Source organism: Metabacillus sediminilitoris (assembly GCF_009720625.1).
GTDB lineage: Bacteria > Bacillota > Bacilli > Bacillales > Bacillaceae > Metabacillus > Metabacillus sediminilitoris.
Window position 1 is genome coordinate 1,445,305 of record NZ_CP046266.1, and the last position, 11,533, is coordinate 1,456,837.

Sequence of the window (11,533 nt, forward strand, 5' to 3'; positions counted from 1 at the left end):
GCAATGGACGGAAAAGCCAAAAAGAAAGATAAGAAAGAAATGCGTTCAGGCTATACAACAGGTGCATGTGCAACGGCCACTACAAAAGCGGCCTTGCTTGCACTAATCACTGGCGAACAACAAACAGAAAGCACGATTTATTTGCCGGTAGGGAAGTTTGCTACGTTTGAAATGGAAAGCTGTGTAATCGAGTCCGATTTTGCAGAAGCAGGGACGATTAAGGACGCTGGTGATGATCCTGATGCCACACACGGTGCACTTATTAAATCGACCGTATCTTGGAGTGATAAGCCCGGAATCTTACTTGATGGCGGAATTGGTGTTGGTCGTGTGACAAAGGATGGACTTCCCGTCCCTGTAGGTGAAGCAGCGATTAACCCTGTCCCAAGGAAAATGATTCTTGAAACAGCCGAGGAAGTTCTTACAACCCATGGGATTACTGGAGGCATTTCCATTATCATATCCGTTCCTGATGGAGAAAAAATGGCGGGAAAAACTTTAAATAAACGCCTCGGTATTATTGGTGGGATTTCCATTTTAGGGACGAGAGGCACCGTTATTCCATTTTCAAGCTCTGCATACATGGCAAGTATCGTTCAAGCGATTAGTGTAGCACGGGCTAGTCAATGTGAGCATGTTGTCATCACAACGGGTGGACGAAGTGAAAAATATGGGATGCAGCAATATCCAGATCTTCCAGAAGAAGCATTTATTGAAATGGGAGACTTTGTAGGTTTTACTCTTAAACAATGCAAACGCCAGGGAATAAAGAAGGTATCGCTTGTCGGAATGATGGGGAAATTTTCGAAGGTGGCCCAAGGAGTCATGATGGTCCATTCAAAAAGTGCACCGGTTGACTTCAACTTCCTTGCGAATGTAGCGATGGAAGCAGGAGTAGACGATCAAGAGCTACTTGAGATGCTTAAACAAGCAAACACCGCATCACAAGTAGGAGACTTACTTTTTGAAAATGGCTACCACAACTTTTTCACTCTGCTTTGTACCTATTGCTGTTCATCCGGATTAAAGGAAATTGGTGGCGGAATCTCGATTGAAACAAGTTTGTACACAATGAAGGGTACATTACTTGGAAAGGCAGGAAAACATGACGGAGAAAATTAAGGTAATTGGAATAGGAGACGATGGCAAACAAAGTCTTCTTCCAATCTATGAAAAATGGATTTACGAGAGTGATGTAATTGTAGGGGGAGAGCGACAACTTTCATTTTTTCAAGATTTTCACGGAGAAAAAATGATGATTAAAGGTGGATTATCGTCACTTGTCACGAAACTAGAAACTGAAAAGAGAAACGTCGTTGTCCTCGCTTCAGGTGATCCTTTATTTTATGGAATTGGTAGCTACCTAGGGAAAAAGCTAAATGTGGAAGTTTATCCTTATTTAAGTTCCCTACAACAAGCTTTTGCAAAGATAAATGAAAGCTGGCAGGACGCCTATATTGTAAGTGTTCATGGAAGAAGCATGAAAGGTCTTGCCCAGCGAATTAATGGGCGTGAAAAAGTTGCTCTTCTCACTGATGCTACAAACAGTCCTTCTCAGATTGCAGGCTATTTACGCTCTTTTGGAATGAAAGAATATAAGGCATTTGTTGCGGAAAATCTTGGTGGAAGAAACGAGCGTTATGCCTTTTACGAGCTAGAGGAAATGGAAAACGTGGAGTTCTCTCCCTTAAATGTTGTCATTTTAAAAAAGACTTCTGTAGGAAAAACATGGTCGTTTGGAATTGATGATGAGGAATTTCATCAAAGAAAACCTGAAAAAGGACTATTAACAAAAAAAGAAATTAGAACGCTTAGTTTAAGTGAAATGAAGCTATCTTCAAAGAGTATTGTTTGGGATATTGGCACTTGCACGGGTTCAGTGGCAATTGAGGCCTGTTTGATCGCAAAAGAGGGACAGGTATATGCGATTGAAAAAAATGACCACGATTTAGAAAACTGTCGTTTAAATATGCAGAAATTTAGAACGGATTTTACAGTTGTTCAAGGTAAAGCACCGGACAAATTGGAGGAGTTTCCAGACCCTGATGCTATTTTTATCGGAGGAACAGCAGGTGGGATGGAGGAAATTCTATCTATTTGCTGCGCCCGCTTAAAGCAGGGCGGAAGAATCGTGTTAAATGCCGTTACAATTGAAAATTTATCACAAGCTGTTGAGGGATTTAAACGTAATGGCTTTGAGGTCAACATTACCCTTTCACAAATTTCAAGGAGCAAACCAATTTTAAATCTCACTCGATTCGATGCCTTAAATCCAATCTATATTATTACTGCAAAGCATAAGGAAGGGGAAAAATGATGATAGGAACGTTATACGGTTTAGGTGTAGGACCAGGAGATCCTGAGCTTTTAACAGTGAAAGCCTTTCGTAAGCTAAAAGAAGCTCCTGTTATTGCGTATCCGAAAAAAAGAAAAGGCAGCAAAAGCTACGCCCAACGAATTATTGATGTATACATAACACCTGGAGAAAAGGAAATGTTAGGACTCGTCTTTCCTATGACAAAGGATCCAGACATTCTTGAACGGGAATGGTCCAATACGGTAGAACTTGTATGGGAAAAGCTTAAAACAGGCAAGGATGTTGCGTTTGTAACAGAAGGAGATCCTCTACTATACAGTACGTTTATTCATATGATGAACCTTGTAAAAGAACGCTACCCAGAGGTGAACATCCAAACAGTTCCTGGCATTTCATCCATCAATGGTGCTGCTTCAAGACTAGGAATTGCCTTAGCAGAAGGAGATGACCATGTTGCCATCATTCCTGCAAGAGACGACTATGAAACAATGAAAAAAGCCATTGTCGAGAATGATTGTGTGATTTTCATTAAAGTCGCGAAGGTAATGGATCTAATGCTGCAAATTTTACGTGAGCTAGATTTAGTTGAAAAAGCATCCGTTGTTACAAAGGTAACATCTGATGAAGAAATCATTTGGGACATTCAAGAGTTAGACCGAGCAGAACTCGAATATTTAACATTAATGGTGGTGAGAAAATAATGAAAATCACAATCATAGGGGCTGGGCCAGGAGATCCTGATTTAATTACCGTAAAAGGGTTAAAGCTTCTTCAAGAGGCCGACGTGGTATTATATGCTGATTCGTTAGTGAATACGGAACTGATTGAAAAAGCAAAACCTGAAGCAGAAGTCATTAAAACTGCAGGCATGCACCTTGAAGAAATGGTGGAAGTGATGGTGGACCGCGTTCAGGAAGGAAAGAAGGTAGTTCGTGTCCATACTGGAGATCCTGCCGTTTATGGTGCAATCATGGAGCAAATTGCAATTTTAAACCAAAAAGATATTCATGTTGAAATCATTCCTGGCGTAAGCTCTGTTTTTGCATCAGCCGCTGCCTTAGGTGCAGAGCTAACTATTCCTGAACTTACCCAAACAGTTATTCTGACTCGTGCAGAAGGGAGAACACCCGTCCCAGATGCTGAGAAACTAAGAGATTTAGCAAAGCACAATTGTACAATTGCGTTGTTTTTAAGTGCAACACTCACCAAAAAGATTGTTAAAGAATTTTTAGATGCGGGATGGAGTAAGGATACACCTGTAGGAGTCGTGTACAAAGCAACATGGCCTGATCAAAAAATTGTCCGATCAACACTAGAGTACCTTGATGACGATATGCGAACAAATGGAATACGTAAACAAGCGATGATTTTAGCTGGTTGGGCTCTTGATCAAAACATTCATCAAAAGGACTTTAAATCAAAGCTTTATGATAAAGCCTTCACTCATGGTTTTCGAAAAGGAGTGAAAGAATGACACTTGTTTTAGAAGAAGGAAAACCAGTCAAACTGAACCATAATGGAACATATGCGATTGTGGCCATCACGAAGCACGGCGTAGAGTTAGCACGCCATTTACAGGCGAACTTTCATCAAACTGATTTATTTTACATGAGTAAGTTTGAAAAGGGAGATGAAAGTGATCGAAACATTTCTCTATTTGAAGGAAATGTCCGAATGCTTCTACCTTCCCTTTTTCAATCCTATAAAGGGATTATTATGATTATTTCTTTAGGTGCTGTCGTTCGAATGATTGCTCCTCTTTTAAAGGATAAAAAATCCGACCCTGCTGTTGTTGTCATCGATGATAAAGGAAAGCATGTGATTAGCGTTTTATCCGGTCATTTAGGTGGGGCAAACGAGCTAACAAGGGAAGTAGCTGAATTGTTGCAGGCAACACCAGTCATAACAACTGCTTCAGACGTCCAAAAAACTATTCCTGTTGATTTATTTGGAAGTCGCTTTGGCTGGGTTTGGGAAAGTGCAGATAAATTAACACCTGTTAGTGCATCTGTTGTCAATGAGGAACACGTTGCCATTATCCAAGAATCAGGCGAAAAAGAATGGTGGACATATGATAAGCCACTTCCAGAAACGCTAAAAATCTATCCAACGATAAAAAATGCCATTGAAGCGAAGCCAAAAGCAGCCCTTGTTGTGACACACCGAAATTTGACTGAGGATGAACAAGTTATTCTTCAAAACGGAGTTCTTTATCGACCAAAGGTGATTGTCCTTGGTATTGGTTGTAACCGTGGAACGTCAAAGGAAGAAATAGAACAAGTCATCCTAGATACTTTACAGGAATTACAGTTTTCTATCAAAAGCGTGAAAGCGATTTGTTCCATTGATCTGAAAAAAGATGAAGAAGGAATCATTGAGGTCGCACAAAAATATCAATGGGAATTTATGTGTTATACAGCTGAAGAACTAAATACAGTTCAATTGGAGCTTCCCTCTGAAACGGTTTATAAATTTACGGGCGCGTATGGGGTGAGTGAACCTGCTGCCCGCTTATACAGTGGTACACACTCTCTTTCACTCACAAAGAAAAAATCAGGGAATGTAACGATATCTGTCGGAATTATTTCTTATTAGAGAGGTGGAATTTATTAGGTGACTAATCGAAGAATCGTGATTGCTGGAACCGGAAGTGGCGTTGGAAAAACAACCGTAACAATCGGTTTAATGTCAGCATTAAGAAAAAAAGGGTTAACTGTTCAAGGGTTTAAATGTGGGCCAGATTATATTGATCCTTCTTATCATACAGCTGTTACAAATCGAGTATCTCGCAACCTTGATAGCTGGATGCTTTCCAAAGAGATGGTGTTGGATATCTTTACTCACGGAAGCAAAGGGTCAGATATCTCGATCATGGAAGGTGTAATGGGCTTTTACGATGGCAAAGATCCAAGAACAGATGAAGGAAGTACGGCTGAAATTAGCATAATTACTGAAAGTCCTGTTTTACTTGTTGTGAACTGTGCTAGCATGGCTCGAAGTGCAGCTGCCATTGTAAAAGGATTTCAGTTGCTTTCAAAAGGTCCAAATATTGTTGGTGTTATAGCGAACAAAGTTGGAAGTGAAGGTCATTTTAAGCTAGTAAAAACTGCAATTGAGCAGGAATGTAATGTGCCTGTTATTGGTTATTTAAAACGTGAGCTTGACATTGAAATACCAGAAAGACATCTCGGGCTCATCCCTTCTATTGAAAGAGGAGAGCTAGATTCTTTTTTTGAAAAATTAGGTGACCTCGTCCTAGAAACAGTAGATATCGATCACTTGCTTGAATTATCTCAAGCAGGTCCAATTGATACAGAAATAACCACTTCTCTTTTTGAAAAAAAGCATGAGAATTCTGTGAAAATTGCTGTAGCAAAGGATGCTGCCTTCAATTTCTATTACCCTGAAAATCTTGAAATCTTAGAAGCTCAAGGGGCTGAGCTTGTTTATTTTTCTCCACTAGCTAATGAACCATTACCAGAAAATATAGATGGTCTTTATATCGGTGGAGGATTTCCAGAGGAGTTCGCAAAGGAGCTTTCAGAAAGTCATATTGCGAAACAAACGATCAAGTATGCTATTGAACAGGGGTTACCAACACTTGCTGAATGTGGGGGATTTATGTTCCTGACCGATTCAATTGAAACAACAGATGGTAATCGTTATGAAATGGTCGGAATCATTTCGGGAGTTGCGAAGATGCACACGAAAAGAGTAGCACTAGGCTATCGAGAAATTAGTGGGCGACAGGGCAATTTCCTTATCAATGAAAATCAGAAAGCAAGAGGTCACGAGTTCCATTACTCAACCTTTGAACCAAATAAGGAGATTCAGCACGCCTATGAAACAAAAGGAATGAGAGGCACAAAGCTTGAAGGCTGCTTAACACATCATGTTGTTGCAGGATATACTCATTTTCATTTTGCTTCCTGTCCAGCATTAGTCGGAAACTGGATCAAGTTTTGTAAGGAGATAAAAGCATATGGGTAAAGCGTTACCTATCATGTTTCAGGGCACCCATTCTGATGCAGGAAAAAGTGTGATTGTCACAGCATTTTGCCGGATCTTTGCTCAAGATGGATACAAAACAGCCCCTTTTAAATCACAAAACATGGCATTAAACTCTTATATCACGATTGACGGCAAGGAAATTGGGCGGGCACAGGGTGTTCAAGCGGAAGCTGCATTTATCCAAGCAACCACCGATATGAATCCGATCTTAATTAAACCAAATCGCGAGTATGAATCCCAAATCGTTGTACATGGAAAGCCCTATAAAAATATGGAAGCTGGCGAATATCGAAAAACCTTTTTTTCAACTGGCTTGAAATTAATCGAGGAGTCTCTTACACATCTCTCACATACATTTGACCGAATTGTTATAGAAGGTGCTGGTAGTCCAGCAGAGATTAATTTAAACGATCGTGAGCTCGTTAATATGCGGGTAGCTAGAATGGCGAATGCACCTGTGGTTTTAATTGGAGATATTGAAAAGGGTGGGGTATTTGCAAGCTTAGTTGGAACACTTCAGCTACTTGAACCTGAAGACCATGATCGAATCATTGGGGTAATCATTAATAAGTTTAGAGGAGACGTTCGCTTACTTGAGCCAGGTCTTAAATGGTTTGAAGAATACACAGGGAAACGAGTATTAGGCGTCATTCCTTATCTTCCCCATTTAAATATAGATGCGGAGGACTCTGTCATTTTAAGTCAATATACTTCAGCGTTAAATCACGAAAAAGAAATCGATATTGCGGTCATTCAATACCCGAAAATTTCGAATTTCACGGATGTTGATCCTTTTTTCCAGGAACAAGACTGTCATGTTCGATTTATTACAAGAGAAGAACAGCTAAAGCAGCCAGATCTAGTGATTTTGCCTGGGAGTAAAAATACGTTAGAGGACCTGCAATTTTTAAGAGAGAGTGGAATTGCTCAAAGGTTACTAGACCTATATCAAAAAAAGCGATGCTATATCTTTGGTATTTGTGGTGGTTATCAAATGCTGGGATCTGAAATTCATGATCCAGATGCGGTTGAGTCTCCCCATCGATTTATGAATGCTCTCGGGTTGTTCCCTTTAACAACGACGATGACTAAAGAAAAAACGACCATGCTTTCAGAGGGAGAGCTAGTATTTAATCAAAAATCCTTTCGTGTAAAAGGTTATGAGATTCATATGGGTGAAACCAACAATAAAGGAGATCATGAGCCGTTCATTCAGTCTTCTGATCGCATTGACGGTTGTAAAACTTCAAATGATCAAGTAATAGGAACATATTTTCACGGAATTTTTCATAATGATTCCTTTCGCACAGAGTACCTAAATACGATTCGCAAAAGAAAGGGGCTACCCCCAATTGAAGATCGTATTTCCTTCAACCGTTTGCGTGAGGAAGCTTTCGATCGGTTAGCTGTTCATGTTCGTAAGCATGTTGATATGGATGTGATTCAACAGGAAATGGAGAATTTCCATCAAAGGAGTTTACCTCTATGATGCATTCTTATCCTGACATTCCATTATTAAATAAACAAGTACAGAGCTACATTTATCCTTAAAGAAATGGTGACATTTCAATCAGCAGGTATCACAAATAATCAGTAATTGAATAGAAGAGAGGGAAGATTTTGACCAAAGGAAATGTTTATCTAGTAGGGGCAGGACCAGGGGATCCGAAATTAATTACCGTCTATGGATTAGAGTGTATCCAAAAATCAGACGTCATTTTATATGATCGATTAGTGAATAAAAAATTATTAGACCATGCAAGACCTGACGCAGAATTAATTTTTTGTGGGAAATTGCCTGGAAAGCATGAGTTGATTCAAGAACAAATTCATGAGCTTTTAGTTGAAAAAGCTTTAGACGGGAAAGTAGTTACTCGCTTAAAAGGTGGAGACCCATGTGTTTTTGGTCGAGTTGGCGAAGAAGCAGAAGTACTGGCTGATCATGATATTACATTTGAAATCGTCCCGGGCATTACGTCAGGTATTGCTGCACCTGCTTATGCTGGAATCACTGTTACACATCGAGATTATGCCTCTTCATTTGCCATTGTGACAGGTCATGGACGTGCCGAAAAACAAGAGGATCATCTTAATTGGGCCGCACTTGCGCAAGGTATTGATACAATTGCCTTTTATATGGGTGTGGGCAACTTACATTATATATGCAAAAAGCTTATCGAAAACGGAAAAAAAACGGATACACCAGTTGCTGTTATTCAATGGGGAACAACGGAAAAACAAAAAACTATAACAGGGACACTAAGCTCAATCGAAAAGTCAGTACAGCTGGCTGGAATAAAGCACCCTTCCATTATTATTGTTGGTGAGGTTGTAAACCTACGCCAAAAAATTAAATGGTTTGAAGAAATGAGTCAAGATTATAAGGAGGAGATTGAGGCATGACCATCATAAGTGCACTAGGAAGCCGTCGAGCAATTCGTGACTACCGCGACCAAGAGGTAGAGGAAGAAAAAATAAAAAGACTACTTGAAGTGGCAACTTGGGCACCGAATGACCGAATGAGAGAACCCTGGAGCTTTTATGTCATTAAGGGTGAAGCAAAAAAACGCTATGAAGCTCTTGCAATGGAATTTTTAGAGGAACGATTTCCGACGAAACCACATTTAGTCAACAGCTCAATAAAGGTATTAACAAACACACCAGTCCATATTGTTGTGACATCTGATGTTGTACCAGGAGATGAAGACGCAACAAAGGATAATGAATATGCTGTTTGCTGTGCTATTCATTCTATGTGGCTAGCCGCAAAGGAATTGGAGCTTGGTTTTGTTTGGCGAACAAGAGGAGTAGGCCTCGTTCATGATGAGCGATTACATCAATTTATTGGAGCTCCAGAAAACAAAAAAGTGATTGGAAATATTTTCGTTGGCTATCCAGACGAAGAGTCGATTCAAAAAATGAAGCCTTCAAAGAGAACTTCATTTGAAGAAAAAACAACTTGGTTATAAAACAACTAACAGGGCGAGGGATGAACAAATGAGTCAATTGAAAAAACAACGGGGACTTACCCTCGTTTATACAGGTGATGGGAAAGGGAAAACAACGGCAGCACTTGGATTAGCAATTCGAGCAACAGGACGAGGCCAACGAGTATTAATGATCCAATTTATAAAATCGCCAACTCGAACGTATGGAGAAAAGATTCAGTTCGACAAAATAGGGATTGAAATGCACCAAACAGGAATCGGCTTCACATGGACAAAGACCCCAGAGGAGCACAGAGAGGCGTTAAAAAAAGGATGGGAATTTACAAAAGACAAGGTCTCTTCTGGCGAATACGATGTAGTGATTTTAGATGAGTTAAATAACGCCTTAGCTATTCATACTTTTCCTATAGAAGACGTTCTACCTTTAAATGAAGTCGTTGAACTGATTCAATCACGCCCTGAACATATGCACCTCATTATTACCGGTCGGTCGGCGAAGGAAGAAATCTTAGCACAGGCTGATCTTGTTACAGAAATGAAAGAGGTTAAGCATTATTATCATGAGGGTATTTCAGCCGTGAAAGGAATTGAATTTTAGTGGCATGGATTGGGAATATGGTCCAAAAGGGCTTTCTCATCGATTAAGAGAATAATAGGGGTTTTCAATATGCAAATAGGGTATGGCACTTGCAATGGAACATTTGGTGAGCTCGTACAAGGAGTGTTAAACCACCAGCCTTTCTTAGTTACTCTTCCTGTACCACTGCTGAAAAGTAAAGCTACTTTTATTCCTGACCCAACAAAGAGCAACATTATTGCTCAACCTTCCCAAACAAAAGCTGTAATGGCATGTAAAAGAATGTTTAAGCTTTTTAATCTATCTGGTGGGGGATACCTACACCTATGTTCTAATATTCCAAGAGGGAAGGGAATGGCAAGTAGTTCAGCTGATATCGTAGCGTCGATGAGAGCCGTAGCTCATAGCTATTCCATCCCACTGAGCCATGATGTGATCTCCAATATTGCTACAGAAATTGAGCCAACAGATGGAATCATGTATGAAGGTGTAGTTGCTTATGACTATATTAATGGGAAACTCATTGATTCATTTGGTTACTTGCCTCCATTTGGAATCATTGGAATAGATATTGGCGGTAGCATTGATACCATCCAATTTAATAAACGAAGAAAGCCATTTAGCGAACATGATCATCAGACATTTATTCATGCCTTTCATGTAATAAAAGAAGGTATGAAAAAGAAAGACCTAGCCTTAATCTGCCAAGCTTCTACAATGAGTGCAAAGGTAAATGAAAAAGCACTGCCAAAACGGTATTTTAAGGAGATAGAACGATTAGCAGCCTTATGTGAAGGTGGAGTTGTTGTTGCTCATAGTGGGACTATACTAGGAATATTATTCGATCCTACCAAATTGACCCTAGAAAAAAATCGATTAGAGATAGAAGAATTCATTCAACAAACGAAAACAACCCCATTTTATTACTGTCATAAGAACCTAAATTTAGGTTTGAAACCTAATTCTTTCATGAGGTGTTAAAACATGTTCTCTAAAGAAGAAAGAGAAGCTATTTATAAAGTTATTGAGACTAGAAGAGATATTCGAAGCTTTAAATCAGATCCCATTCCAATAGATGCTATCGGGCGAATTCTAGAAGCAGCTCACCATGCTCCTTCTGTTGGATTTATGCAGCCATGGAACTTCGTTTTAATTGAATCTGATGAAGTGAAAAAGCAATTAGCCTGGGCGGCGGATAAAGAAAGAAGAGCCCTTACTATTCATTATGAAGAAGATGAACGAGCTTCCAAATTTTTATCACTAAAGATAGAAGGGTTAAAAGAAGCACCTTTAACGATATGTGTGACTTGTGACCCAACTAGAGGAGGTTCACATGTTTTAGGTCGCAATTCAATTCCCGAAACCGATATGATGTCAACGGCATGTGCGATTCAAAATATGTGGTTAGCGTCTTGTGTTGAAGGATTAGCTATGGGATGGGTCAGCTTTTATAAAAAATCAGATGTTCGAGATATTTTAGTTATTCCTCCACATATAGACCCAGTTGCATTGATTTCAATCGGTTACACGGATGTTTATCCTAAAGCACCTATTTTAGAATCAGCAAACTGGGAGAAGAGGCGATCATTACAGAATTTAATTTTTAAAGACAAGTGGGGAAATAAGTAAACCAGCAGAGGAAATAGGGCTCTCTTATAATAGAAAACCTTTTATTAGGAA

12 protein-coding genes are annotated in these 11,533 nt (G+C 39.6%); all 12 read left to right on the plus strand.

Going from position 1 to position 11,533, the window contains the following annotated elements; translation table 11 throughout:
* Positions 1–3: 3 nt before the first annotated feature.
* The 12 genes from GMB29_RS07040 to bluB all read left to right on the plus strand — a co-directional run bounded on the left by GMB29_RS07040 (position 4) and on the right by bluB (position 11,482).
* Entirely contained in the window at positions 4–1,122 is a 1,119-nt protein-coding gene (locus tag GMB29_RS07040; RefSeq protein ID WP_136355625.1) for a cobalt-precorrin-5B (C(1))-methyltransferase, read from the plus strand.
* Entirely contained in the window at positions 1,106–2,317 is a 1,212-nt protein-coding gene (gene cbiE, locus GMB29_RS07045; RefSeq protein WP_136355627.1) for a precorrin-6y C5,15-methyltransferase (decarboxylating) subunit CbiE, read from the plus strand. Before GMB29_RS07040 ends, cbiE begins: the two co-directional genes overlap by 17 nt.
* Positions 2,317–3,018, plus strand: a complete 702-nt coding sequence (gene cobI, locus GMB29_RS07050; protein WP_136355628.1) for a precorrin-2 C(20)-methyltransferase — start codon at positions 2,317–2,319, stop codon at positions 3,016–3,018. The genes cbiE and cobI overlap by 1 nt, the downstream gene beginning before the upstream one ends.
* Positions 3,018–3,791 (plus strand): precorrin-4 C(11)-methyltransferase, encoded by a 774-nt coding sequence (gene cobM / locus GMB29_RS07055; protein WP_136355630.1) that lies wholly within the window; start codon positions 3,018–3,020, stop codon positions 3,789–3,791. Before cobI ends, cobM begins: the two co-directional genes overlap by 1 nt.
* Positions 3,788–4,912, plus strand: coding sequence for a cobalt-precorrin 5A hydrolase (locus tag GMB29_RS07060; RefSeq protein WP_136355632.1), 1,125 nt, complete (start codon positions 3,788–3,790; stop codon positions 4,910–4,912). The genes cobM and GMB29_RS07060 overlap by 4 nt, the downstream gene beginning before the upstream one ends.
* Before the next feature lie 18 nt (positions 4,913–4,930).
* Entirely contained in the window at positions 4,931–6,307 is a 1,377-nt protein-coding gene (locus tag GMB29_RS07065; protein WP_136355634.1) for a cobyrinic acid a,c-diamide synthase CobB, read from the plus strand.
* Entirely contained in the window at positions 6,300–7,817 is a 1,518-nt protein-coding gene (locus tag GMB29_RS07070) for a cobyric acid synthase (protein ID WP_136355636.1), read from the plus strand. Before GMB29_RS07065 ends, GMB29_RS07070 begins: the two co-directional genes overlap by 8 nt.
* Before the next feature lie 131 nt (positions 7,818–7,948).
* Positions 7,949–8,731 carry a uroporphyrinogen-III C-methyltransferase gene (gene cobA, locus GMB29_RS07075; protein WP_136355638.1) on the plus strand — a complete coding sequence of 261 codons (783 nt, stop codon included), beginning with the start codon at positions 7,949–7,951 and terminating at the stop codon, positions 8,729–8,731.
* Positions 8,728–9,297, plus strand: a complete 570-nt coding sequence (locus GMB29_RS07080; RefSeq protein WP_136355640.1) for a nitroreductase family protein — start codon at positions 8,728–8,730, stop codon at positions 9,295–9,297. Before cobA ends, GMB29_RS07080 begins: the two co-directional genes overlap by 4 nt.
* A complete protein-coding gene (cobO, locus tag GMB29_RS07085) occupies positions 9,272–9,874 on the plus strand; it encodes a cob(I)yrinic acid a,c-diamide adenosyltransferase (RefSeq protein ID WP_227551561.1) in 603 nt (200 codons plus the stop codon). Before GMB29_RS07080 ends, cobO begins: the two co-directional genes overlap by 26 nt.
* Positions 9,875–9,943: 69 nt before the next feature.
* A complete protein-coding gene (locus GMB29_RS07090; RefSeq protein ID WP_136355642.1) occupies positions 9,944–10,834 on the plus strand; it encodes a GHMP family kinase ATP-binding protein in 891 nt (296 codons plus the stop codon).
* Positions 10,835–10,837: 3 nt separating this feature from the next.
* Positions 10,838–11,482 (plus strand): 5,6-dimethylbenzimidazole synthase, encoded by a 645-nt coding sequence (gene bluB / locus GMB29_RS07095; protein ID WP_136355644.1) that lies wholly within the window; start codon positions 10,838–10,840, stop codon positions 11,480–11,482.
* Positions 11,483–11,533 lie beyond the last annotated feature (51 nt).

What these genes read in the sequence shown, in the direction of transcription:
- GMB29_RS07040 (WP_136355625.1), top strand. Translation starts at nt 4, where the DNA reads ATGGACGGAAAAGCCAAAAAGAAAGATAAGAAAGAAATGCGTTCAGGC.
- cbiE (WP_136355627.1), top strand. Translation starts at nt 1,106, where the DNA reads ATGACGGAGAAAATTAAGGTAATTGGAATAGGAGACGATGGCAAACAA.
- cobI (WP_136355628.1), top strand. Translation starts at nt 2,317, where the DNA reads ATGATAGGAACGTTATACGGTTTAGGTGTAGGACCAGGAGATCCTGAG.
- cobM (WP_136355630.1), top strand. Translation starts at nt 3,018, where the DNA reads ATGAAAATCACAATCATAGGGGCTGGGCCAGGAGATCCTGATTTAATT.
- GMB29_RS07060 (WP_136355632.1), top strand. Translation starts at nt 3,788, where the DNA reads ATGACACTTGTTTTAGAAGAAGGAAAACCAGTCAAACTGAACCATAAT.
- GMB29_RS07070 (WP_136355636.1), top strand. Translation starts at nt 6,300, where the DNA reads ATGGGTAAAGCGTTACCTATCATGTTTCAGGGCACCCATTCTGATGCA.
- GMB29_RS07080 (WP_136355640.1), top strand. Translation starts at nt 8,728, where the DNA reads ATGACCATCATAAGTGCACTAGGAAGCCGTCGAGCAATTCGTGACTAC.
- GMB29_RS07090 (WP_136355642.1), top strand. Translation starts at nt 9,944, where the DNA reads ATGCAAATAGGGTATGGCACTTGCAATGGAACATTTGGTGAGCTCGTA.
- bluB (WP_136355644.1), top strand. Translation starts at nt 10,838, where the DNA reads ATGTTCTCTAAAGAAGAAAGAGAAGCTATTTATAAAGTTATTGAGACT.